Source organism: Enterobacter sp. HK169, assembly GCF_001719105.1.
GTDB classification, from domain to species: Bacteria; Pseudomonadota; Gammaproteobacteria; order Enterobacterales; family Enterobacteriaceae; genus Enterobacter; species Enterobacter asburiae_B.
In genome coordinates, this window is sequence record NZ_CP017087.1 from 240436 (window position 1) to 262977 (window position 22542).

Genomic DNA, 22542 nt, shown 5'->3' on the forward strand with positions numbered 1-22542 from the left:
CTATGGCGCTTACAAAAGCTGAAATGTCAGAATATCTGTTTGATAAGCTTGGGCTTAGCAAACGGGATGCCAAAGAGCTGGTAGAGCTGTTTTTCGAAGAGATCCGTCGTGCTCTGGAAAATGGTGAGCAGGTAAAACTCTCCGGTTTTGGCAATTTTGATTTGCGAGACAAAAACCAACGTCCGGGCCGCAACCCGAAGACGGGGGAAGATATTCCCATTACAGCCCGCCGCGTGGTGACCTTCAGACCCGGCCAGAAGTTGAAAAGCCGTGTCGAAAACGCAACGCCCAAAGCAGAGTAATATGAACTAACTAAAAAGGCCGCCCACGCGGCCTTTTTTCTTTGCGCTCTCCGGCAAACCCGCCGTAAAATCAATTACATCTCTCGCTACTAAAACCGTACCCATGCTTGATTATGCCCATCACCAGCACCGTTCCGATCGGCGTCACCTGCTTTTGCTGGTGCTGATGCTCATTGTCGCCGCAGGCGTGAGCCTCTGCGCGGGCGACAGATGGATCGGGCCTGAAAGCTGGTGGGGGCCGGACGGACAGCTCTTCGTCTGGCAAATTCGCCTGCCGCGCACCGTCGCGGTGGTTCTGGTCGGCGCCGCGCTGGCGCTGTGCGGCACCATAATGCAGGCGTTGTTTGATAACCCTCTGGCGGAGCCCGGGCTGCTCGGCGTGTCAAACGGCGCAGGCGTAGGCCTGATTGCGGCGGTAATGTTCGGCGGAGGAGAACTCTCCGGATGGAGTATTAGCCTGAGCGCTATCCTCGGCGCGCTGCTAATCACCGCGATCCTTCTTCGTTTCGCCAGACGGCACTTATCGACCAGCCGTCTGCTGCTTGCCGGCGTGGCGCTGGGGATCATCTGCAGCGCGCTGATGACCTGGGCGGTCTACTTCTCAACATCCTTTGACTTGCGTCAGCTGATGTACTGGATGATGGGCGGTTTTGGCGGCGTTGACTGGCACCAGGGCTGGCTGATGGCGCTGCTGGTACCGGTCATCGTCTGGGCGGCCCTGCAGGCGCAGCCGCTGAATATGCTCGCGCTGGGTGAAACCTCTGCCCGCCAGCTCGGCATGCCGATTGGGTTCTGGCGTAATGTGCTGGTGATCGTCATTGGCTGGCTGGTCGGCGTCAGCGTGGCTCTGGCGGGCGCGATCGGTTTTATCGGGCTGGTTATTCCGCATATGCTGCGTCTGTGTGGCCTCACGGACCATCGGACCCTGCTTCCGGCCTCGGCGGTTGCCGGGGCCGTCACGCTGCTGGTGGCTGATATCATCGCCCGGCTTGCCCTGACGGCCGCAGAGCTGCCGATTGGCGTGGTGACCGCCACGCTGGGCGCGCCGGTATTTATCTGGCTACTATTAAAAGCTGGACGTTAATTCAACAAGCCGTAAGACAACCTGAGGGAATGCTATGCAGTCAGACATCCTGAATACTGAAGTGACCACCATTGATGGCGATAACACCACGCTGGAAGGCTACAAATGCAACGTGCTGCTTATCGTCAACGTGGCATCCAAATGTGGCCTGACGCCGCAGTACGAACAGCTGGAGAACATTCAGAAGGCCTGGGAGAAAGACGGTTTCACCGTGCTGGGCTTCCCGTGCAACCAGTTCCTGGGCCAGGAGCCGGGCAGCGAAGAGGAGATTAAAACCTTCTGCAGCACCACCTATGGCGTGACGTTCCCGATGTTCAGCAAAATCGATGTCAACGGCGAAGACCGCCATCCTCTGTATGCGAAGCTGATCGCTGCCGCGCCGAAGGCCGTTGCGCCGGAAGGAAGCGGTTTTTATGAACGCATGGCCAGCAAAGGCCGCGCGCCGCTTTACCCGGACGATATCCTGTGGAATTTTGAAAAATTCCTGATTGGCCGCGACGGCCAGGTCGTTCAGCGTTTTTCGCCGGATATGACCCCTGAGGATCCGATCGTCATGGAATCGATCAAGCTGGCGCTGGCGAAATAATGTCGTTGCTGATGCAGCTCACGGACGTTGCCGAGCGGGGACGTCTGGAGCCGATAACCGGTACCATCAATGCGGGAGAAATCCTGCATCTTGTCGGGCCAAACGGTGCAGGGAAGAGCACGCTGCTGGCAAGGATGGCAGGCATGACCGTCGGAGAAGGGCAGATAACGCTGCTGGAGCATACGCTCGCCGACTGGTCACCGGTCTCGCTGGCGCACCGGCGCAGTTACCTCGTGCAGCAGCAGGTGCCGCCCTTTGCGATGCCGGTCTGGCACTATCTGATGCTGCATTTGCACGACAAACAACAGACGGCACTGCTGACGGACGTTGCCGCGGCCCTGGGGCTGGAAGATAAACTGTCCCGGCACGCCAGCCAGCTTTCCGGCGGAGAGTGGCAGCGGGTGCGCCTGGCGGCCGTCATTCTTCAGATCCACCCGGCAGGTAATCCTCACGGGAGAATGCTGCTCCTCGATGAACCCATGAGCGGTCTGGACGTGGCGCAGCAGGCGGCACTGGATACGCTGTTAAGCGCCCTGAGCCGAAAAGGTATCGGCGTGGTGATGAGCAGTCATGACCTCAATCACACCCTGCGTCATGCCCACCGGGTGTGGCTGCTGTCGCAGGGAAAGATGATCGCCAGCGGCGCGCGGGATCGGGTTCTTACGCCTCCCCATCTTGCCCGCGCGTACAACATGTCGTTCCGCAGGCTGGATATTGAGGGACATAAGATGCTGATTTCTACCGGGCAGACGTAACCGTTTCTTGCCTCTTAGCACAATTGCACGCTAAATTACGAAAAGAACAAAAAAAGCAGAGGATTCGTCTGAAAATGCGATTCTGGTTTCTCCTGATGGCCGCACTTTTTCTTGCGGGATGCAGTAGCCATCGTGCGCCGCCGCCTAACCCACGGCTTTCAGATTCGATCACCGTCATTGCCAGCCTCAACGATCAGCTGAGCAACTGGCGCGGCACGCCTTATCGCTACGGCGGAATGAGCCGCGGCGGCGTAGATTGTTCCGGCTTCGTTCTGATGACGTTCCGCGACAAGTTTGATTTACAGCTTCCGCGCGAAACGCGCAAGCAGGCCGAAATTGGCACTGAAATTGATAAAAGCGATCTTCTCCCCGGGGACCTAGTTTTCTTCAAAACCGGATCGGGTGAAAGCGGTCTTCATGTGGGCATATATGATACAGACAATCAGTTCATTCACGCCTCGACAAGCCGCGGGGTGATGCGCTCTTCTCTTGATAATGTTTACTGGCGTAAAAATTTCTGGCAGGCACGACGTATATAGTCTTTGTCAGACACTTCTCTTATGACGGCATGGTCTCTAATAAATCATGCCGTTTTTTCTCAAATAAGATGCTTAAAGTTAAATTTATCTAAAATTAGCGAATCCTGCATGTGTCTGTTTTATCTAAAACTGGCTATTATTCGGCAACCAGGATAAAATTATTTTAGATTCAGGGATAAATCTGAAAATAAATACGGAACTAATGAAATTAATCTTATTAAAATCAAGACAGTGGAATTGTGTCGGCAATTGCTCCAGGATGTCCTCTCTCATCTTTAATGCGGAGCGAGTGCAATGATTATTACGCTAGATAATGCTTACCAGTCTGAACTGCTGCTTCTGCCTGCTCGTAATAGTGCAGGGGAGCTTAAAGGTTTAGAGGTTCTGGTTAACTTTACTGGCGTCGGCAGCGATGTGCGGATCCCCACTGAGCTCGTTATCCCTCGGCTTTCAGCAGCTGAAGAGTTAGTGCTGTTTAACGAAAAATTGCAATTGCTTGATACCTGTAAACTGTTTTTTATTCAGCATCAGTTAATTGCATGGATCAATATTACACCTGCAATAGTTGAATTTTTATTAAGTAATGGAAACGCTGTTTCAATCCTTGAGCGTTACCCGTTTCTTGAGTTTACTGTTAATGAGAATTATCCAGGTTTAAATAACGGAAAGGACGATCTGCAGCTGGCGAGAATGGCAATCCATTTCCCGTTGGTCCTGGCAAACTTTGGCGCAGGTGCCGCATCGCTCAAAGCGGTCTATGATGGATTATTTAAACGGGTTATTCTCGACAAAGGCTTCATTCAGCAGCGTGCCCCGGAGCTCTCTTTTGAGCCCTTTATGCGCGCCATCCTCTGGCAAATCACACCGCACTGTCAGTCAGTGATCGTCTCGGGCATTGACGACCACGGCCTGTTGCAACGCGTTTTGTCCTTCAATTTTGGCGCCATGCAGGGCGCACTCTGGCCAGCCGTCTCTGCGGAGCACGTTACATCGCTGGTTCAGCAGCGATAACCCTTGCTTTCGCCCGTGTTTAAGTCCGGGTAAACCCTCTACACTAAAAGCAGGAGGACTTATGACCCTGTCTTTTACTGCTCACTGGCATGACGAGTTGCCTGGCTTTTACACCGCACTCAAACCAACACCGTTACAAAATTCACGCCTTATCTGGCATAACGATTTGCTGGCAGAAGAGCTGGCCATTCCGCCTGAGCTGTTTCAGCCTTCAGAAGGCGCAGGCGTCTGGGGCGGGGAAACGCTTCTCGCCGGGATGCAACCTCTGGCTCAGGTCTATAGCGGACATCAGTTTGGCGTCTGGGCGGGACAGCTTGGCGACGGCAGGGGGATCCTGCTCGGCGAACAACGGCTTCCCAACGGGGAGACGGTTGACTGGCACCTGAAAGGGGCGGGTCTTACTCCCTATTCGCGAATGGGCGACGGGCGCGCGGTGCTGCGTTCAACGATTCGCGAGTGCCTGGCGTCCGAAGCGATGCACGCCCTGGGGATTCCCACTACGCGCGCGCTGTCGATTGTCACCAGCGATACGACGGTAGCGCGCGAAACGGTGGAAAAAGGGGCAATGCTGATGCGTATTGCGCAAAGCCATTTGCGCTTTGGTCATTTCGAGCACTTTTACTATCGCCGCGAGCCGGAGAAAGTTCGCCAGCTGGCTGACTTTGCCATTCGTCACCACTGGGCGCATTTGCAGGACGAGGCGGATAAATACGTTCTCTGGTTCAGGGATGTGGTTGCCCGTACCGCAAGCCTGATTGCCCGCTGGCAAACGGTGGGCTTTGCGCATGGCGTCATGAATACGGACAACATGTCGATCCTCGGGCTGACCTTTGATTACGGTCCGTTTGGTTTCCTGGACGATTATCAGCCTGGCTATATCTGCAACCACTCCGACTATCAGGGACGTTACAGCTTTGATAATCAGCCCGCGGTTGGCCTGTGGAACCTGCAGCGGCTTGCGCAAACCCTGTCGCCGTTCATCGACGTAGATGCCCTCAATGATGCGCTCGACAGCTATCAGGACATATTGCTGCGAGAATACGGCTCGCTGATGCGCAACAAGCTGGGGCTGATGACGCAGGAGAGGGGCGATAACGACATCCTCAACGGTCTGTTTGCCCTCATGGCGCGCGAGGGCAGCGATTATACCCGTACCTTCCGGATGCTGGGCCAGACGGAGCAGCACAGTGCGGCCTCGCCGCTGCGCGACGAGTTTATTGACAGACAGGCGTTTGACGACTGGTTTGCCACTTACCGCGCGCGGCTGCAGCAGGAGCAGGTGGACGACACTACCCGCCAGACGCAGATGAACGCGACAAATCCCGCGATGGTGTTGCGCAACTGGCTGGCGCAGCGGGCGATTGAGCAGGCAGATCAGGGGGAGTATGACGAGCTACACCGCCTGCATCTGGCGTTGCGCACGCCGTTTGCCGACCGGGATGATGACTACGTCAGCCGCCCGCCTGACTGGGGCAAGCGGCTGGAGGTCAGCTGTTCAAGCTAGCGATTTTGCCGGGTGGCGGCGTCGCCTTACCCGGCAAAAATTACTGCGCAACCCAGCCGCCATCCATATTCCACGCGGCGCCGCGAACGTTCACGGCGCCCTCGCTGCACAAAAACAGCGCCAGTTCACCCAGCTGCTCCGGGGTAACAAACTCGCCCGAAGGCTGTTTCTCTGCCAGAAGCCGATCGCGAGCCTGCTCCGGCGGGACGCCTTCAGCGATGCGCTGGTCGATTTGCTGTTGCACCAGCGGCGTCAGTACCCAGCCGGGGCAGATGGTATTGGCGGTAATACCGGTGCGGGCGGTTTCCAGCGCCAGCGATTTCGTAAAGCCCACTACGCCATGCTTGGCGGCCACGTAGGCTGACTTCTCTTTTGACGCGACCAGCCCGTGAACGGAGGCGATATTGATGATGCGCCCCCAGTTTTTCTCGCGCATGGCTGGCAGCGCCAGCCGGCTGGTGTGAAATACCGAGGAGAGATTAATGGCGATAATGTCGTTCCATTTCTCCACCGGAAACGCGTCAACCGGGGCGACATGCTGTATCCCGGCGTTGTTGACAAGAATGTCCACGCCGCCGAACTGCGATTCGGCGTAGCGCATCATGGCTTCAATTTGCAGCACGTCACGCAGATCCGCATCGTGATAGCCCGGCTTTTTGCCCAGCTGCGCAATCTCTTCTCTTGCTGATTCGCTGTCGCCGAAACCGTTGAGGATCAGCTGCGCCCCGGCCTTCGCCAGCACGCGGGCGATCCCAAGTCCAATGCCGCTGGTCGAGCCCGTTACCAGCGCGGTCTTACCGTTCAGATTCATCTTTCTCTCCTTACACAATGCCGGTCAGATAGAACACGGCAATGACAAAAAGCACTGCCAGACTTTTAATGAGGGTGATAGCGAAAATGCCGCCGTAGGCCTGACGATGGCTCAGGCCGGTAATCGCCAGCAGGGTAATCACCGCGCCGTTATGGGGAAGGGTATCCATCCCCCCGCTCGCCATCGAGGCCACGCGGTGCAGCACCTCAAGCGGGATATTGGCGGCGTGGGCGGCGGCGATAAACGAGTCTGACATGGCGGCGAGGGCAATACTCATCCCCCCGGACGCCGAGCCGGTGATCCCCGCGAGCACCGTCACGCTGATGGCCTCATTCAGCAGCGGATTGGGGATGGCCGCCAGCGCTTTGGATAACACCAGGAACCCGGGCAGGGCGGCGATAACCGCGCCGAAACCGTACTCAGAGGCGGTATTCATCGCCGCCAGAATGGCGCCGCTCACCGCGGTCCGGCTGCCTTCAGCCAGACGCCCCCGGATATTGCGAAAGCCAAAAATCAGCACCAGCACGATACCGGAGATCAGCGCCGCTTCCACGGCCCAGATGGCGGTGATCTTTCCCACCTCGGTCACAATCGGTTTCGCCAGTCCGGGCAGGGTAAGCTCGTGGGTCGTACCGTACCAGCCGGGGATCCAGCGGGTAAAAAGCAGGTTCAGTATGCCCACCACCAGCAGCGGGGAGATAGCAATCAGCGGGTGCGGAAGGTTAATGTTATCCGGCGTCTCGGGTTCATTTTTCAGATCCGTGCCGTAGCCCTCGTTGTTATTGAACGCCTTACGACGCTGGCGCTCCAGCCAGAGCAGGCCAAAGACGATAATAAACAGAGAGCCAATAAGCCCCAGCCACGGCGCGGCCCAGGCGTTTGTGCCAAAGAAGCTGGTGGGGATGATATTCTGGATCTGCGGCGTGCCGGGCAGGGCGTCCATGGTAAACGAAAACGCGCCCAGCGCCACGGTGGCCGGGATCAGCCGCTTGGGGATGCCGCTCTGGCGGAACAGTTCCGCGGCAAACGGATACACTGCAAACGCCACCACGAACAGTGAAACGCCGCCGTAGGTTAGCAGCGCACACACCAGGACGATCACCGGAATGGCGTGGCGACGACCGAGGATCTGAATCGCGGCCGCGACGATAGATCGTGAGAAACCGGAAAGCTCAATCAGCTTGCCGAAAACGGCCCCCAGCAGGAACACCGGGAAGTAGAGCTTGACGAAGCCCACCATCTTTTCCATAAACAGGCCGGTAAACGTCGGGCCGACGGCACCCGGATCGGTCAGCAGCACGGCGCCGAGCGCCGCAATCGGCGCAAACAAAATAACGCTGTATCCGCGATAGGCCGCCAGCATCAGCAGCGCCAGCGCCGCCAGGGCAATTAACACGCTCATTACGACTCCTCACTTTAATTATTATTCGGGTATCAACGAGATGCTTAACGCTCGACGGTCAGAGCAATGCCTTGCCCGCCGCCCACGCACAGGGTGACGAGCCCTTTTTTGACGTCACGGCGCTGCATTTCGTACAACAGCGTCACGAGGATGCGGCAGCCGGAGGCGCCAATTGGATGACCCAGGGCGATAGCGCCGCCGTTAACGTTCACCCTGCGCTCATCCCAGCCGAGCTGCTTGCCTACCGCCAGCGCCTGGGCGGCAAAGGCTTCATTGGCTTCAACGAGATCCACGTCATCGAGCGTCCAGCCCGCCCTCGCCAGCGCCGTCCGGCAGGCGCTGACCGGTCCGATGCCCATTACCGACGGGTCAACGCCCGTCACGGCGTAGCTCACGATGCGACCGAGGATCGGCAAACCGCTCTCCCTCGCCTTTTCGTCGCTCATCAGCAGCACCGCGGCGGCACCGTCGTTGAGCGTTGACGCATTTCCGGCCGTCACCGTGCCTTCCGCCTGCAGAAAGGCGGGGCGCAGCTGCGCCAGCTGCTCAGCGGTGGTGCCAGGCCGGGGCTGTTCGTCACGGCTGACGATAACCGGCGGTTTTTTGCCCTGTTTTACCGTCACCGGCGCTATCTCGGCGTCAAACCGACCCGCTTCGATGGCAAAGGCCGCTTTTTGCTGCGACCGGGCGGCGAAGGCGTCCTGCTGCTCGCGGGAAATGGCATTCTCCCGGGCGACGTTTTCAGCGGTGATCCCCATGTGATAATCGTTGAACGCGTCCCACAGACCGTCGGTAAGCATGCTGTCCTGCAGTCCCGTATGGCCAAAACGCAGCCCTGAACGCGCGCCGTCCAGCAGATAGGGGGCGTTGCTCATGCTCTCCTGACCGCCAGCGATGGCCACGTTCGCGTCGCCGCAGCGGATCGCCTGCGCGGCGAGCTGCACCGCTTTTAGGCCCGCGCCGCACACCAGGTTGACCGTTGTCGCCGGCGTGCTGACGGGTAATCCGGCGGTGATGGCCGTCTGACGCGCCGGGTTTTGCCCGCATCCCGCCGTCAGCACCTGTCCGAAAATCAGTTCATCTACCTGTTCTTCGCGAAGATCGCTGTTCTCCAGCAGGTGCCGCACCGCGACGGCCCCCAGCTCAACCGCTGAAAGGGACGATAGCGAGCCGCGAAAACTGCCAATGGGGGTTCGCGTTGCCCCGACAATTATGACTTCTTTCATCGTGAGTCCTCAGTTGAAGCGCATCTCGCGAACGTTGTCCGCCACAATCATTTTCCCGGCTGTCTTAGCCGCAATTTCGTCGATGCTGACGCCGGGGGCGTATTCCCGCAGGATGAACGCGCCGTCCTCGATCTCCAGTAATGCGAGGTCGGTGAGGACCCGACGGATACAGCCCGCGCCCGTGAGCGGCAGCGTGCAGCGCGGCAGCAGCTTAGACTCACCGCTTTTCGAGGCGTGGGTCATCACCACAATGATGTTCTGCGCCCCGGCGACGAGATCCATCGCGCCGCCCATGCCCTTCACCATCTTTCCGGGGATCATCCACGAGGCGATATTGCCCTCGACGTCCACTTCAAACGCGCCCAGTACGGTCAGATCCACATGACCGCCGCGGATCATGGCAAACGACTGGGCCGAGTCGAAAATGGCCGCGCCGGTGCGCGCGGTCACGGTCTGTTTACCGGCGTTGATCATGTCGGCGTCAAGGCTCTGCTCGTCAGGAAAAGCCCCCATCCCCAGCAGTCCGTTTTCTGACTGGAGCATCACATCCATCCCGTCCGGAATGTAGTTCGCCACCAGGGTAGGGATGCCGATCCCCAGGTTGACGTAATACCCGTCGCGCAGCTCGCGGGCGACGCGCATGGCCATCTGTTCACGGGTTAACATCGTCAGACTCCTTCCGCGCGCAGGGTGCGCTGTTCAATGCGTTTTTCAAACTGGCCGACAATCAGCCTGTCGACGTAAATTCCCGGGGTATGAATGGCCGACGGGGGCAGCTCGCCCGGGGGAACTATCTCTTCCACCTCGACGACCGTTATCCGGCCCGCCGTTGCCATCAGCGGATTAAAATTTTGCGCGGTATGCCGATAGACAACGTTGCCGTACCAGTCCGCTTTCCAGCCCTTAATGAGCGCGAAATCGCCGGTAATGGCCTCTTCAAGGATGTAGTGCTTCCCCGAAAACTGGCGCACGTCTTTGCCGGCAACCACGGGCGTGCCGTAGCCGGTGGCCGTGTAAAATGCCGGAATGCCCGCGCCGCCCGCGCGCACCTTTTCCGCCAGCGTGCCCTGAGGCGTGAGTTCAATCTCCAGTTCGCCGCTCAGCACCTGCCGCTCGAACAGGGCGTTCTCGCCGACGTAAGAGGCCACCACTTTGCGAACCTGCCGCGTTTCGAGCAGTATCCCGAGACCGAAACCGTCCACGCCGCAGTTGTTTGATACCACCGTCAGATCTTTCACCTGACGGCGTCTGACCTCTGCAATCAGGTTCTCCGGAATCCCGCACAGGCCGAAGCCGCCCGCCAGCAAGGTCATTCCGTCCGTCAGCCCATCCAGCGCCTGCGCATAGCTGCCGACGCGCTTGTCCAGTCCCGCCATAGTTATCCCTCCCGTTATCCGTGCCGGTATCATTAGGGGCGGCGACTCATTTGTTAATTTTGAATTTGTGACCCACTCATTTGGTTTTTTTATTAATTTCCTGTTAACTAAATTTTTTCAATTAGTTAACAGGATGAAAAATGAGAATGAGTGTCAAACAGTTACGCGCGTTTTTAGCGGTAGCTCACACTCTCAATTTCGCGCACGCCAGCGAACGGCTGAATCTTTCCCAGCCGGCCCTGAGCCTGACGATTAAAGCGCTGGAGGATGCGCTCGGCGGACCGCTGCTGCAGCGGAGCACGCGCAAGGTCGCGCTGACGCAGGAGGGGGAGACGTTTTTGCCGATGGCGCGTCAGCTGCTTGCTGACTGGGATAACGTCGAAGAGGCGATGCACCAGTGCTTTACCCTGCAGCGCGGTAAAATCTCGGTCGCGGCCATGCCGTCGTTTGCCGCGAATGTCCTGCCCGAGGTGCTAAAAGCGTTTCGCGATCGCCATGCCGGGATCAACGTCACCGTGCATGATGTCATTAACGAGCAGGTGATAGAGATGGTGCGGGAAGGGCGGGTCGAGATGGGCATCGCCTTTGAGCCCGCGCCAACGCACAACCTGCTGTTTACCCCGCTGGGCCTCGACAGGTTTGTTGCCATTGTGCCGAAAGATTCCTCGCTGGCAGGCAAGAAGCGCCTGTCATGGGAAGAGCTGCTGACGCTGGATTTCATCACCCTGCAGCGCCCTTCGGCGGTACGTCTGATGATGGAGGAGGAGCTGGCGCGAAGCGGCAGAAAGCTGGACGTGGCGCTGGAGAGTCATCAGCTGGTGACGGTCGGGCGAATGGTCGCGAGCGGGCTGGGCGGCAGCGCCGTTCCGGCGCTCTGCGAGGCGCAGATGACGGCGCTGGGCGCGGTCTGTATTCCGCTGGATAACCCGCCGATAGAAAAGTGCATTGGAGCGATCCATCCAGGGCACACGCAGCTCTCTAAAGCGGCGCATGCCCTGCTGGAAACGCTGAAAGATTTTTACCAGCCCAATCAGGGGGCGAGAAACACCTGCGGCGCGGCGTGAGCCGGATGCCTGCCGACGATAACCTGCGCGCCGTACCAGCGCGCCAGCGCGTCGGCCTGCAAAACGGTTTCCGGTGCTCCCTGGGACACGATTCTGCCGTCATGCAGCAGCAGGATGCGGTCCGCCCACAGCGCCGCCAGATTAAGGTCGTGCAGCACCGCGCAAACGTGCAGATGACCCCGACGGGTCAGGGATTTCAGCAGGCGCAGCAGATGCTGCTGGTGATAGAGATCCATCGCAGACGTGGGTTCATCAAGGAACAGCCAGCCGCGCGGCGCGCCGTCGCACCAAAGCTGAGCCAGCGCGCGGGCGAGCTGGATGCGCTGCTGCTCGCCGCCGGAGAGTGCGGCAAACTGCCTGCCCGCCAGCGGTAAACAGCCGGTGACGGCCATGACCTCCTCAATAACCGTCGCTTCAGGCGTGCGGGTCCAGGGCGCTCGCCCCATACCGACGACCGCCTCAACCGGCCAGTCAAATCCGAGCTGCGTGTTCTGGCGCATTACCGCCCGGTAGCGGGAAAGCCTGTGCGGCTGCCAGGCCGCAAGCGGTGTGCCCGCCAGGCTGCACCGTCCGCCCGCAGGTTTAAGGTAGCCGGTCAGCAGCCGCAACAGCGTTGATTTCCCGGCGCCGTTGGGGCCAATCAGCGCCACCAGCTCGCCCTGAGATAAGGTCAGCGACACGTCGTCAATCAGCGTGCGTTGTCCGGCGCGAAAAACAAGGTTTTCAGCACAATAGCGTTCAGCCATGCGCACCTCCGCGACGAAAGATAAGCCACAGAAACCACGGCGCGCCGAGAAGGCTGGTCAGTAAGCCGACCGGCATTTCCGCCGGTGCGACCAGGCTGCGCGCCAGCGTATCGGCAACCAGCAGAAGCAACGCGCCGGCCAGCACCGAGCCGGGGAGCACGGCCCGGTGGTCGGCTCCCAGCCACATGCGCACCAGGTGCGGCACCACCAGGCCGACAAAGCCGATCACGCCGCTGACCGCAACGGCGGCGGCCACCAGCAGGGCGCTGCACAACAGCAGGATCCGCTGCACGGCGGCAACCTCCACGCCGAGGTAATGTGCCTCTTCGTCGCCCAGCTGCAGCAGGTTGAGGGCGCCTGCCAGACGCCAGATCGCGAGCGCGGTGGGAACCATCAGCGACGCGACGGCCAGCAGCGTTGACCACTGCGCCTGGCCGAGGCTGCCCATTCCCCAGAGTGAAAGCTGGCGAAGCTGGGCATCATTGCTGAGCCATGACAGCACCCCGACGGCCGCGCCGCACAGGGCGTTGATGGCAATTCCCACCAGCAGCAGGCGCGACAGGGAAGCGTCACGCTGTCGGCTGAGCAGGAAAATCACGAAGGTGGCGGCCAGCGCGCCGAGAAACGCCGCCAGCATCGGGGCATACAGCATCACCAGTGCAGGCAGCGAGAGCGGAAGAACCACCCACAGCGCAACGGCGAGCGCCGCGCCGCTGCTGATGCCGAGCAGTCCCGGGTCCGCCAGCGGATTTCGAAACAGCCCCTGCATCACGCAGCCCGCCAGCGCCAGTGAACCGCCGATCGCCAGCGCCAGCAGCACGCGAGGCAGGCGGATCGTCAGCCAGATTTGACGCAGTGCCTCGTCGGTGCCGTTCCACAGCAGGCTGATCGGCAGATGTAATGCCCCAACCCCGGTCGCTGCGAGCGTCATGATGGTCAGGATCGCGGTCAGCATCCATAACGATAAGGCGATCCGCCGGGACATCAGGGCAGCAGCTCCGCTTTGGCACGCAGCTGCTGGATGGCTTCCGGCGTTCGCACGCTGAAGCCCAGCAGCGCCATATCGTCAATCGCCAGCACCTGCTTGTTCCGTCCCGCCGGGGTTTGCGCCAGGCCGGGCAGCGTCCACAGATTCGCTTCACCGCCCAGGGCTTTGAGACCGTCCTGAGAAATCACCACCAGATCGGGTTGGCTGGCTATCGTGCCTTCCTGAGACAGCGGCTGATAGAGGGTAAACCCCTGCATCGCGTTCTGCAGCCCCGCCGCACGAATGGCAGCATCCGCGCCGGTCTGTTGTCCGGCGGCCATGGCGGTCATCCCGCCGTGGTTGAGAATAAACAGTACCCGCTTATTGAGCGGCGACGCGGGAAGCGCCGACAGTGCCTGGCGCAGCGTGCTGCGCAGGACCTCCCCCTCGACCTCGCGGTGCGTCGCTTCAGCGACGATCCGCACCTTTTCGTCAATGACGTTCAGGTCGTTACTGGCAGGAACAGCGATCACCCTGACGTGGCTTTGCTCAACCTGCTTTAGCGCCAGAGACGGCTGCGCCTGAGCGCTGGCCAGCACCAGCGTGGGGCGCATGGATAAGATCCCTTCCGCATTGAGCTGGCGCAGATAGCCCACGTCAGGCAGCGAATTCGCCGCCTGCGGCCACTGGCTGGTGCTGTCGCGGGCCACCAGCGAGGGCGCCGCGCCGAGAGCGTAGACAATCTCGGTGACGTCGCCGCCGAGGGTAACGATTTTCTCCTGCGGCGCCGCAGACGCCAGCAGGGGCAGGGCGCTAAGCAGGGCAAGCCACCGTTTCATGCGGCCAGCCCTTTCGCCGTTAAGGAGTCAATCTGGCTGCGCCACTGGCTCTGCTCCGGTTCGCCTTCCGTACGCTGGCCGTACAGCTGGGCGATTTGCGTTCCGTCGGCGGCAAACAGCTCCAGGCTGGTGACATGCCCGTCAGCCGTCGGCTTGCGCGTGACCCACGTTTCCGCAATGGATCCTTCAAGCAGATGCAGGGTAAAGGTTGGGTTAAAGACGTTCAGCCAGCCTTTCATTGGCACCAGCTTTTCCACCGCGCCGGTGAAGATCTGCACGCAGCCGCGGTTGCCGACGAAGACCATGATTTCGTTACCGTCCCGACGCGCCGTCTCCAGGAGCTGCGCCAGCGCGGTGTTTTCTACCCGGCAGGCCAGATCGTCACCCACCAGGCGAAACGCCTGCTGGCGGCTGAGGTTATGGCGCTTGAGCAGGCTGAAGAACTGATGAACGTCGGTCATGGCGCGCCACTCGTTATCCACGAGAGCGGCATTTGCGTTTTCTGCATGAGCCGGAGCATCGGCTATCCTCAACGCCAGCGGCGGGTTGTCGGCAAAGATAAAGCGGGTCAGCACGTCGCCCCAGGCGGAAACGTCGGTGTTGTCCGTGGCGTAGACCTTCAGCAGGGCATCGCCCTGGTGATCGAAGAACTGAATGCTCTGCCGCTCGCCGCGTGCGGTGGCTTCACTGATGTGAAACACGCTCGACCACTGGTTGAGGAACAGGCGCAGATCCAGCGCGCGCGGGTTCAGCACCAGCCCGGCGTGGCCGTTCAGGTGCTGGTTGGTAAATCTCCCGACCTGCTCGTGTACGGCGTATTCGTTGCGGCAGATACATTTGGTTTCGCCCACCGCCTCCAGCGCGCCCAGGATCTCGCGGATTTCACCGCGCAGTCGCCAGGCGTCGTGACCTACGCGGGCAAAGGTCAGCTCTGCTTCACTGATGTTCATTAACCCCGCGACGTCGCGCGCGTACATACCCGGATTGGCTTCTTTTAGCTCAAGCCAGCGCGTGTAGTGATTCATTGTCTCTTCCTTCTGAATAGTTGCCCCGAAGGGAATTACCACTGATAGCTTACGAAAATCTTGCCGTTACGACCGTCCTGCGGAATGCCCTGAGGTGACCAGTACGCTTTGTCAAAGGCGTTGCCCAGCACCAGCGTAGTGGTCACGCCTTTGAGCCGCTCCTGGCCTTTGTAGCTCACGTAGAAATCGTTGACCGCATAGCCCGGCTGCTTGCTGTAGCTGCCGCTGATATGCGTTGAGCGATCGACAAAAGTACCGATCCAGCCGACGGAGAACCCGCTTTGCGCCACCGGGATATCCAGCTTGCTGGTGACGGTGTCCGGGTTAATGCTGGAGATGTACTCGCCCGTATCGGTGTCTTTCCCGCGCGTGCGGTTGTAGGCCAGATCGAGGCTGAAGAGATCGGCCGAGTATTTTGCCATCATATCCCAACCCCAGATTTTGGCGTTCGGAACGTTGTACGACATGGTGGTCGCGGCGGCAAAATCGACGGTGGTGGAGATATAGTCTTTGGCTTTGGTGTCGAAATAGCTGGCTTTAAACTCCAGCGCATCGTTGGCAAGCATCAGATTGTCAAAGCGCAGGCCAAAACCAAACTCCTGCGTTTCGTTGGTTTCCGGGCGCAGGTTCGGGTTTGGCACCCAGTAGTTGGTATAGAAGCGGCCAATGGAGAAGTGTTTGGCGTCGTTATACATTTCGCCCATGGTCGGCGCGCGGAAGGCCTGCGCGTAAGAGCCAAACAGCATCAGCCAGTCGGTTGGGCTGATGGTTAACCCGGCGCGGGATGACCACTTGTCTGCATCCACATCTTTGTAGCCGTCGCTGCTGCCGCGGTAGCTGTCATAGCGCGTGCCGCCCAGCAGGGTAACAGGCAGATCGCGCAGGGTGATCTCATCCTGCAGCCAGCCGGAGCTGAAGTCGATTTTCGCGTCCGGGAAGCCGGTGGTTGCCCCGCCCGGATGCTGCTCCTGACGATAGTATTCCCCGCCGTAGGTCAGAAGGTGTGCTGCAAAGGTGTCGCTGAACAGACGGGTGCGGTTTTCCACCTTGCCGCCTTTGGTGGTCTGCTTGCGGAACTCACCGCTACCGTCGACGTTCTGGGCATTAATGCGCGCTTCGGACCAGTAGACCTTCGCGTCGGCGTCCAGCCAGTCGTACCCTTCCGGTGAAATGTGGTAGCCAACCTGCGCATCGCGCTGGATGGTGGAGCGGTCGGTCATCGGGTTACTGCTGTCCGCCCCGGTGGTTTGCGGGTTTTTCGGCTCCTGAGCGGCGTTGTTGTAGTAGCGCAGGGAGCCGCTCAGGGTCTGGGCGGGGTCGATTTTCCAGCTGCCTTTCGCCAGCATGTTGTTGATGGATTCGTCGTTAGGCGCGGTTGCACCGTCGCTCTGGCGGACATCACCGCGATCCCGGCTGGACCAGGAGACCAGACCGTCAAGCGTATCGGTGCGGCCGTAGGCGCTGGCCCCCATCCCGAGGCTATGATCGCCCGTTGCGCCCGTTCCAAACACGCGGTAGCCGCTGTTTTTACCCGGTTCGAGCAGATCGTTGGCATCGGCGGTGTCATAAGAGATCACGCCGCCCAGCGCGCCGCTACCGTACAGCAGGGCCGACGGGCCGCGGACCACCTCGATACGTTTGATTAGCGCGGGATCGAGAAAGGTGCTGTTCAGGTGACCGGTGTCGGTGCCCTGACGCACGCCGTCAACCAGCACCAGCACGCCGCGACGGTCATAGCCGCGCAGGTTGACGTCCTGCCCGTTAGTGCGCCCAGTGCCGTCCAGCGTCAGACCGGGGACGTTACGCAGCAGGTCGGCCGCCGAGCTTGCGGTTTGTTTCTCCGGCGCGCTGGCGTCAATTACGCTTACCATCATGGGCGCTTCAAAGGTGCTGCGGGCGTTGCCCGTGGCGGTGACGGTAATGTCGTCTGTGGCGGCGAACGCGACGCCCGGTAGGGTACTGGCAATCGCCAGCGCCAGAAGTGACGGACGTAAAGATGCGGAAGGCAGGTGTGGCATAGCAACTCTCCATAAGAAGTGAAAAGCGCTGGCTGCCTGGGTATCACCTGGGTGGCTGGCGTATTTTTAGGTGTTGTTTATTTTGTGAGGATCAGTTTTCCGGCATGGGTCTGGCGCAGAAGATAGCGCTGTCCGTCATGCTCGATAATGACCCGTCCCTCATCGCCGAGGAGGGTTTTGCTGTCAATGCGACGCTCGGCGGGGGCTGGCGCTGTGTGTGTTTTTTCTGGCGTTGCCGCGCTGTTATCCGTACGTGACATAATGTTTATAAATGGCAATCAATGTAACAATGATAATCATTATCAATAAAGTGCAAATTGACGGCAAGCATTTTTGTGAAAAAAGGGTGAGGGGATCAAATTTGGGGGTGAGGTGCGGTCTGATGCCCTCACTCCGACCCTCTCCCACAGGGAGAGGGAGAAGGGCACAATCGTAGGTCGGGTAAGCGCAGCGCCACCCGACAATAACATCAGAAGCGAGAATCTACCGCAGCTGCCAGCTTTTCCAGCAGCAGTTCGCTGTCTTCCCAGCTCAGGCACGGGTCGGTGATCGACTGGCCGTAAACCATCTGCTGTCCGGCAACGATTTTCTGCGTGCCTTCTTTGATAAAGCTCTCAGCCATAATCCCTGCAACGGCGGTCGAGCCGCTGCGGATCTGCTGACAGATCTCATCGCAGACGTCCAGCTGGCGGCGATGCTGCTTCTGGCAGTTGCCGTGGCTGAAATCCACCACCAGATGTTCCGGCAGGTCGAACTCGGCCAGCGTTTCGCAGGCCGCCGCAATATCCTGGGCATGGTAATTGGGTTTCTTCCCGCCGCGCATAATGATATGCCCGTAAGGGTTACCGCTGGTCTGGTAGATGGTCATATGACCGCTCTTGTCCGGCGACAGGAACATGTGGCTGGCACGGGCAGCGCGGATGGCATCAACCGCGATACGGGTGTTGCCATCGGTCCCGTTTTTAAAGCCGACCGGGCAGGAGAGGGCAGAGGCCATCTCACGGTGGATCTGGCTTTCGGTGGTGCGCGCGCCAATCGCGCCCCAGCTGATCAGATCGGCGATAAACTGCCCGGTCACCATATCGAGAAACTCGGTCGCCGTCGGAACGCCCAGCTCGTTGACCTGTAAAAGCAGCTTCCGCGCCAGCTCGATGCCGTGGTTAACGCGATAGCTGCCGTTGAGGTCAGGGTCGGAAATCAGGCCTTTCCAGCCCACCACGGTGCGTGGTTTTTCAAAGTAGGTGCGCATCACGATCTCAAGGCGATGCTGGTACTTATCCCGCAGTCCCTGGAGTCGTTTTGCATAATCCATCGCGGCATCCAGATCGTGGATGGAGCAAGGCCCAATCACCACCAGAAGACGTTTGTCTTCACCGTTCAGGATTTTTTCAATGCGGCGGCGGGAGGCCGTCACATGTTCCGCGACGGCGGCGGAAACGGGATGCCGCTGTGCCAGTTCAGCCGGCGTGACCAGGCTGTCAATGCGCGCAGTGCGGAGTTCATCGGTTTTATTCATGGAATGTCTCAGAAAATTTTTGCTTCATCGGCAGACTACCGGGAAGTGATGGGCATCACCTTAAACCAATCCCTGCTGATTTCAAGTTCGGGGCGACACCGCCCCGTGGTTGCAGGTGATGATACCTGAATCTGAGCTAATGTACTAGCATATTAGTACATGCGGCGATTAAGCCCCATAATGTCGAGAATTTTGGTGGCAATTTCTTCAACCGAATAGTTGGTGCTGTTCAGCCACGGGATCTGATTTTTGCGGTACAGCGCTTCCACTTCGGAGACCTCCATCCGGCACTGGCGCATGGAGGCGTAGCGGCTGTTCTCGCGACGCTCCTCGCGGATGGCCGCAAGGCGTTCAGGGTTGATCGTCAGGCCGAACAGCTTGTGCTGCAGCGGCTTAAGGGCGGCGGGCAGCACCAGGTTATCCATATCGTCGGCGATAAACGGGTAGTTTGCGGCGCGAATGCCAAACTGCATCGCCAGATAAAGGCTGGTCGGGGTTTTGCCGCAGCGCGACACGCCAAGCAGGATCACCTGCGCCTGGTCGAGATTTCGCAGCGAAATACCGTCGTCGTGGGCCAGGGTGTAGTCGATAGCGGCGATACGCGCGTCGTACTTGGTCAGGTTGCCGGGGTTCAGCCCGTGGGTTCGGTGGGCAATCGGGGTCGGGTCGAGCTTAAGCTCGCTCTGCAGCGGCGCCACCAGCGCCTGCACGATATCCTGGCAGAAGCCTTCACTTTGCAGAATGATGGAGCGAATCTCGGGGATCACGATAGAGTAGAACACCAGCGGGCGGACGCCGGTCTGCTGGTAGATGGCGTCAATCTGGTCCTTCACCGCTTTGGCGCGGCTCTCGTTTTCGACAAACGGCAGCGTGATGCTGTTAATCGAGACGGGAAACTGCGACATCACCGCGTGGCCCAGCACCTCGGCGGTGATCGCCGTACCATCAGAAATATAAAAAACGTGGCGATCGACAGCACTATCCATTTTACTCACCCTGAATATCAGACCTAATTGTCTGAAAGCATAAATTAAAAAAGTAAATTACACAGCAAAGAACTTATCCTAATTATGAATGAAACACTATTTTTGATTTTCCTGAAAAGTGGATTTCATTTTTCAAATAGCGACTTTATTTTTGGGGTTTCTGGCTGAATATAGAGGAATCATCGGGTTAATCGTTGATGGGAAAGTATCCGAAAAGTTGAAATTTTAAATTGCTTACACGATTCACCGTTTTTTTAGCGGAAATAAATATGCCAGTATAAATACGTAGTCAGGTGTTACTTACTCCGATCAAATATCACAAAAGGATTGTTTCGATGTCCAACAATGGCTCGTCACCGCTGGTGCTTTGGTATAACCAACTCGGCATGAATGATGTAGACAGAGTTGGGGGCAAAAATGCCTCCCTGGGTGAAATGATTACAAATCTGTCGGGTATGGGTGTCTCCGTACCGAACGGGTTTGCCACCACCGCCGATGCCTTTAACCTGTTTTTAGACCAGAGCGGTGTTAACCAGCGCATTTACGACCTGCTGGATAAAACGGATATTGATGACGTAACCGAGCTTGCCAAAGCCGGGGCGCAGATCCGCCAGTGGATCATCGACACACCTTTCCAGCCGGAACTGGAAAAAGCCATTCACGACGCGTACAACCAGCTCTCAGCTGACGATGCGCAGGCCTCCTTTGCCGTACGTTCCTCTGCGACCGCAGAAGATATGCCGGACGCCTCGTTTGCCGGGCAGCAGGAAACCTTCCTGAACGTCCAGGGTTACGATGCGGTGCTGGTGGCGGTGAAGCACGTGTTTGCTTCCCTGTTCAACGATCGCGCCATCTCCTATCGCGTGCACCAGGGCTACGACCATCGCGGCGTGGCGCTCTCTGCTGGCGTGCAGCGCATGGTGCGCTCGGACGTGGGCTCATCCGGCGTGATGTTCTCCATTGATACCGAATCCGGCTTCGACCAGGTGGTGTTTATCACCTCCGCGTGGGGGCTGGGTGAGATGGTGGTGCAGGGCGCGGTAAACCCTGACGAATTTTACGTCCACAAGCCAACGCTGGCCGCTGGCCGTCCGGCGGTGGTGCGCCGCACCATGGGCTCGAAAAAAATCCGCATGATCTATGCCCCGACCCAGGAGCATGGCAAGCAGGTTAAAATTGAAGATGTACCGCAGGAGCAGCGCGACCGCTTCTCCCTGACCGACGCCGAAGTGCAGGAACTGGCGAAGCAGGCGGTGCAGATCGAAAAACACTACGGCCGTCCGATGGACATCGAATGGGCAAAAGACGGTAACACCGGCAAGCTGTTTATCGTGCAGGCGCGTCCGGAAACCGTCCGCTCGCGCGGTCAGGTGATGGAGCGTTATACGCTGCACGCGCAGGGTAAAATCGTGGCGGAAGGCCGCGCCATCGGTCACCGCATCGGTGCCGGTCCGGTCAAAGTGATCCACGACATCAGCGAGATGAACCGTATTGAGCCAGGCGACGTGCTGGTGACCGACATGACCGACCCGGACTGGGAACCGATCATGAAGAAAGCGGCGGCTATCGTCACCAACCGCGGCGGTCGTACCTGCCACGCGGCGATCATTGCCCGCGAGCTGGGCATTCCCGCGGTTGTCGGCTGCGGTGACGCCACCGAACGCATGAAGGACGGGCAGAACGTGACCGTCTCCTGTGCCGAAGGCGATACCGGCTACGTCTACGCCGATATCCTCGACTTCAGCGTGAAGAGCTCCAGTGTGGATACCATGCCGGACCTGCCGCTGAAGATCATGATGAACGTCGGCAACCCGGACCGCGCGTTTGACTTCGCCTGCCTGCCGAACGAAGGCGTTGGCCTGGCGCGTCTGGAATTTATCATCAACCGTATGATCGGCGTTCACCCGCGCGCGCTGCTGGAGTTTGACGACCAGGATCCGAAGCTGCAGAACGAAATCCGCGAGATGATGAAAGGCTACGACTCACCAAAAGAGTTCTACGTCGGCCGTCTGACCGAAGGGATCGCGACGCTGGGCGCCGCCTTCTATCCGAAACGCGTGATCGTGCGTCTGTCTGACTTTAAGTCTAACGAATACGCCAACCTGGTAGGCGGCGAGCGCTACGAGCCGGAAGAAGAGAACCCGATGCTGGGCTTCCGCGGGGCCGGACGCTACGTGTCCGACAGCTTCCGCGACTGCTTCGCGCTGGAGTGTGAGGCGGTGAAACGCGTGCGCAACGACATGGGGCTGACCAACGTTGAAATCATGATCCCGTTCGTGCGTACCGTGGATCAGGCGAAAGCGGTGGTGGACGAGCTTGCGCGTCAGGGTCTGAAGCGCGGCGAGAACGGGCTGAAGATCATCATGATGTGCGAAATCCCGTCCAACGCCCTGCTGGCCGAGCAGTTCCTGGAGCACTTCGACGGCTTCTCTATCGGCTCGAACGACATGACGCAGCTGACGCTGGGTCTGGACCGCGACTCCGGCGTGGTCTCCGAGCTGTTCGACGAGCGCAACGAGGCGGTGAAAGCGCTGCTCTCCATGTCCATCCGCGCGGCGAAGAAGCAGGGTAAATACGTCGGGATCTGCGGTCAGGGTCCATCCGACCATGAAGACTTTGCCGCATGGCTGATGGAAGAGGGGATCGATAGCCTGTCCCTGAACCCGGACACCGTGGTGCAAACCTGGCTGAGCCTGGCGGAACTGAACAAGTAACGCCACGCTGACCCGAAAAGGCGAGGATATTATTCCTCGCCTTTTTTATTTCATTTCTTATTTGCTCCCCA

Annotated in this window: 22 protein-coding genes; 9 read left to right on the plus strand and 13 right to left on the minus strand. The window is 59.0% G+C overall.

All coding sequences use genetic code 11. The features are described from left to right. Positions 1-2 precede the first annotated feature (2 nt). From ihfA to selO, 7 genes are all read left to right on the plus strand, one after another. On the plus strand, positions 3-302 hold the full coding sequence (gene ihfA, locus EnteroDNA1_RS01255; protein ID WP_003857805.1) for an integration host factor subunit alpha: 300 nt from the start codon (positions 3-5) through the stop codon (positions 300-302). A 103-nt stretch (positions 303-405) separates the two neighbouring features. After that, positions 406-1386 carry a vitamin B12 ABC transporter permease BtuC gene (gene btuC, locus EnteroDNA1_RS01260; RefSeq protein ID WP_069302681.1) on the plus strand — a complete coding sequence of 327 codons (981 nt, stop codon included), beginning with the start codon at positions 406-408 and terminating at the stop codon, positions 1384-1386. A gap of 34 nt (positions 1387-1420) precedes the next feature. Then, positions 1421-1972, plus strand: a complete 552-nt coding sequence (locus tag EnteroDNA1_RS01265; protein WP_033145278.1) for a glutathione peroxidase — start codon at positions 1421-1423, stop codon at positions 1970-1972. Continuing rightward, complete coding sequence (btuD, locus tag EnteroDNA1_RS01270; protein WP_069302682.1) at positions 1972-2727, plus strand: vitamin B12 ABC transporter ATP-binding protein BtuD; 756 nt, start codon at positions 1972-1974, stop codon at positions 2725-2727. Before EnteroDNA1_RS01265 ends, btuD begins: the two co-directional genes overlap by 1 nt. Before the next feature lie 74 nt (positions 2728-2801). Continuing rightward, complete coding sequence (locus EnteroDNA1_RS01275; protein ID WP_069302683.1) at positions 2802-3266, plus strand: NlpC/P60 family protein; 465 nt, start codon at positions 2802-2804, stop codon at positions 3264-3266. Positions 3267-3560: 294 nt separating this feature from the next. Continuing rightward, positions 3561-4277, plus strand: coding sequence for an EAL domain-containing protein (locus EnteroDNA1_RS01280; protein WP_032657851.1), 717 nt, complete (start codon positions 3561-3563; stop codon positions 4275-4277). 61 nt (positions 4278-4338) lie between these two features. Beyond that, a complete protein-coding gene (gene selO / locus EnteroDNA1_RS01285) occupies positions 4339-5781 on the plus strand; it encodes a protein adenylyltransferase SelO (RefSeq protein ID WP_069302684.1) in 1443 nt (480 codons plus the stop codon). A 40-nt stretch (positions 5782-5821) separates the two neighbouring features. On the opposite strand, the gene EnteroDNA1_RS01290 is transcribed toward selO, so the two are convergent. The 5 genes from EnteroDNA1_RS01290 to EnteroDNA1_RS01310 are packed head-to-tail and all read right to left on the minus strand — an operon-like array spanning position 5822 to position 10596. Beyond that, entirely contained in the window at positions 5822-6592 is a 771-nt protein-coding gene (locus tag EnteroDNA1_RS01290) for a 3-hydroxybutyrate dehydrogenase (protein WP_039262084.1), read from the minus strand. A 10-nt stretch (positions 6593-6602) separates the two neighbouring features. Continuing rightward, positions 6603-7994 (minus strand): GntP family permease, encoded by a 1392-nt coding sequence (locus tag EnteroDNA1_RS01295; RefSeq protein ID WP_048979470.1) that lies wholly within the window; start codon positions 7992-7994, stop codon positions 6603-6605. A 44-nt stretch (positions 7995-8038) separates the two neighbouring features. After that, positions 8039-9220: an acetyl-CoA C-acetyltransferase gene (locus EnteroDNA1_RS01300; RefSeq protein WP_069302685.1), complete on the minus strand. Its 1182-nt coding sequence runs from the start codon at positions 9218-9220 to the stop codon at positions 8039-8041. Positions 9221-9229: 9 nt separating this feature from the next. Beyond that, complete coding sequence (locus tag EnteroDNA1_RS01305; RefSeq protein ID WP_039262087.1) at positions 9230-9886, minus strand: CoA transferase subunit B; 657 nt, start codon at positions 9884-9886, stop codon at positions 9230-9232. Between the two features lie 2 nt (positions 9887-9888). Beyond that, positions 9889-10596 carry a CoA transferase subunit A gene (locus EnteroDNA1_RS01310; RefSeq protein WP_069302686.1) on the minus strand — a complete coding sequence of 236 codons (708 nt, stop codon included), beginning with the start codon at positions 10594-10596 and terminating at the stop codon, positions 9889-9891. 140 nt (positions 10597-10736) lie between these two features. Between EnteroDNA1_RS01310 and EnteroDNA1_RS01315 the strand changes: the two genes are divergently transcribed. Then, the gene (locus EnteroDNA1_RS01315) at positions 10737-11660 is read left to right on the plus strand and encodes a LysR family transcriptional regulator (protein ID WP_033145286.1); all 924 of its coding nucleotides are present in this window, start codon (positions 10737-10739) and stop codon (positions 11658-11660) included. On the opposite strand, the gene EnteroDNA1_RS01320 is transcribed toward EnteroDNA1_RS01315, so the two are convergent. The 8 genes from EnteroDNA1_RS01320 to ppsR form a co-directional block, all read right to left on the minus strand. Next, complete coding sequence (locus EnteroDNA1_RS01320) at positions 11627-12406, minus strand: heme ABC transporter ATP-binding protein (protein ID WP_069302687.1); 780 nt, start codon at positions 12404-12406, stop codon at positions 11627-11629. The two genes, EnteroDNA1_RS01315 and EnteroDNA1_RS01320, sit on opposite strands and share 34 nt — an antisense overlap. Continuing rightward, entirely contained in the window at positions 12399-13391 is a 993-nt protein-coding gene (locus EnteroDNA1_RS01325) for a FecCD family ABC transporter permease (protein WP_064672330.1), read from the minus strand. Before EnteroDNA1_RS01325 ends, EnteroDNA1_RS01320 begins: the two co-directional genes overlap by 8 nt. Further along, positions 13391-14212: a heme/hemin ABC transporter substrate-binding protein gene (locus EnteroDNA1_RS01330; RefSeq protein ID WP_069302688.1), complete on the minus strand. Its 822-nt coding sequence runs from the start codon at positions 14210-14212 to the stop codon at positions 13391-13393. The genes EnteroDNA1_RS01325 and EnteroDNA1_RS01330 overlap by 1 nt, the downstream gene beginning before the upstream one ends. Continuing rightward, on the minus strand, positions 14209-15237 hold the full coding sequence (gene chuS, locus EnteroDNA1_RS01335) for a hematinate-forming heme oxygenase ChuS (RefSeq protein WP_069302689.1): 1029 nt from the start codon (positions 15235-15237) through the stop codon (positions 14209-14211). The genes EnteroDNA1_RS01330 and chuS overlap by 4 nt, the downstream gene beginning before the upstream one ends. A 35-nt stretch (positions 15238-15272) precedes the next feature. Next, positions 15273-17255: a TonB-dependent hemoglobin/transferrin/lactoferrin family receptor gene (locus EnteroDNA1_RS01340; RefSeq protein ID WP_049015958.1), complete on the minus strand. Its 1983-nt coding sequence runs from the start codon at positions 17253-17255 to the stop codon at positions 15273-15275. A 77-nt stretch (positions 17256-17332) separates the two neighbouring features. After that, complete coding sequence (gene hemP, locus EnteroDNA1_RS01345) at positions 17333-17515, minus strand: hemin uptake protein HemP (RefSeq protein ID WP_033145291.1); 183 nt, start codon at positions 17513-17515, stop codon at positions 17333-17335. A gap of 209 nt (positions 17516-17724) precedes the next feature. After that, a complete protein-coding gene (gene aroH, locus EnteroDNA1_RS01350; RefSeq protein ID WP_033145292.1) occupies positions 17725-18771 on the minus strand; it encodes a 3-deoxy-7-phosphoheptulonate synthase AroH in 1047 nt (348 codons plus the stop codon). Positions 18772-18923: 152 nt separating this feature from the next. Further along, the gene (ppsR, locus tag EnteroDNA1_RS01355) at positions 18924-19757 is read right to left on the minus strand and encodes a posphoenolpyruvate synthetase regulatory kinase/phosphorylase PpsR (RefSeq protein ID WP_023311315.1); all 834 of its coding nucleotides are present in this window, start codon (positions 19755-19757) and stop codon (positions 18924-18926) included. Between the two features lie 335 nt (positions 19758-20092). On the opposite strand from ppsR, the gene ppsA reads away from it, so the two are divergent. Continuing rightward, the gene (gene ppsA, locus EnteroDNA1_RS01360) at positions 20093-22471 is read left to right on the plus strand and encodes a phosphoenolpyruvate synthase (protein ID WP_023311316.1); all 2379 of its coding nucleotides are present in this window, start codon (positions 20093-20095) and stop codon (positions 22469-22471) included. Positions 22472-22542 lie beyond the last annotated feature (71 nt).

Coding starts and splice junctions, on each gene's coding strand:
- EnteroDNA1_RS01325 (WP_064672330.1), bottom strand. CDS start 13,391: ATGTCCCGGCGGATCGCCTTATCGTTATGGATGCTGACCGCGATCCTG.
- chuS (WP_069302689.1), bottom strand. CDS start 15,237: ATGAATCACTACACGCGCTGGCTTGAGCTAAAAGAAGCCAATCCGGGT.
- EnteroDNA1_RS01300 (WP_069302685.1), bottom strand. CDS start 9,220: ATGAAAGAAGTCATAATTGTCGGGGCAACGCGAACCCCCATTGGCAGT.
- btuC (WP_069302681.1), top strand. CDS start 406: ATGCTTGATTATGCCCATCACCAGCACCGTTCCGATCGGCGTCACCTG.
- EnteroDNA1_RS01265 (WP_033145278.1), top strand. CDS start 1,421: ATGCAGTCAGACATCCTGAATACTGAAGTGACCACCATTGATGGCGAT.
- EnteroDNA1_RS01290 (WP_039262084.1), bottom strand. CDS start 6,592: ATGAATCTGAACGGTAAGACCGCGCTGGTAACGGGCTCGACCAGCGGC.
- EnteroDNA1_RS01295 (WP_048979470.1), bottom strand. CDS start 7,994: ATGAGCGTGTTAATTGCCCTGGCGGCGCTGGCGCTGCTGATGCTGGCG.
- ppsA (WP_023311316.1), top strand. CDS start 20,093: ATGTCCAACAATGGCTCGTCACCGCTGGTGCTTTGGTATAACCAACTC.
- EnteroDNA1_RS01280 (WP_032657851.1), top strand. CDS start 3,561: ATGATTATTACGCTAGATAATGCTTACCAGTCTGAACTGCTGCTTCTG.
- EnteroDNA1_RS01330 (WP_069302688.1), bottom strand. CDS start 14,212: ATGAAACGGTGGCTTGCCCTGCTTAGCGCCCTGCCCCTGCTGGCGTCT.
- selO (WP_069302684.1), top strand. CDS start 4,339: ATGACCCTGTCTTTTACTGCTCACTGGCATGACGAGTTGCCTGGCTTT.
- aroH (WP_033145292.1), bottom strand. CDS start 18,771: ATGAATAAAACCGATGAACTCCGCACTGCGCGCATTGACAGCCTGGTC.
- ihfA (WP_003857805.1), top strand. CDS start 3: ATGGCGCTTACAAAAGCTGAAATGTCAGAATATCTGTTTGATAAGCTT.
- EnteroDNA1_RS01320 (WP_069302687.1), bottom strand. CDS start 12,406: ATGGCTGAACGCTATTGTGCTGAAAACCTTGTTTTTCGCGCCGGACAA.
- EnteroDNA1_RS01305 (WP_039262087.1), bottom strand. CDS start 9,886: ATGTTAACCCGTGAACAGATGGCCATGCGCGTCGCCCGCGAGCTGCGC.
- ppsR (WP_023311315.1), bottom strand. CDS start 19,757: ATGGATAGTGCTGTCGATCGCCACGTTTTTTATATTTCTGATGGTACG.
- EnteroDNA1_RS01275 (WP_069302683.1), top strand. CDS start 2,802: ATGCGATTCTGGTTTCTCCTGATGGCCGCACTTTTTCTTGCGGGATGC.
- EnteroDNA1_RS01310 (WP_069302686.1), bottom strand. CDS start 10,596: ATGGCGGGACTGGACAAGCGCGTCGGCAGCTATGCGCAGGCGCTGGAT.
- hemP (WP_033145291.1), bottom strand. CDS start 17,515: ATGTCACGTACGGATAACAGCGCGGCAACGCCAGAAAAAACACACACA.
- EnteroDNA1_RS01340 (WP_049015958.1), bottom strand. CDS start 17,255: ATGCCACACCTGCCTTCCGCATCTTTACGTCCGTCACTTCTGGCGCTG.
- btuD (WP_069302682.1), top strand. CDS start 1,972: ATGTCGTTGCTGATGCAGCTCACGGACGTTGCCGAGCGGGGACGTCTG.
- EnteroDNA1_RS01315 (WP_033145286.1), top strand. CDS start 10,737: ATGAGAATGAGTGTCAAACAGTTACGCGCGTTTTTAGCGGTAGCTCAC.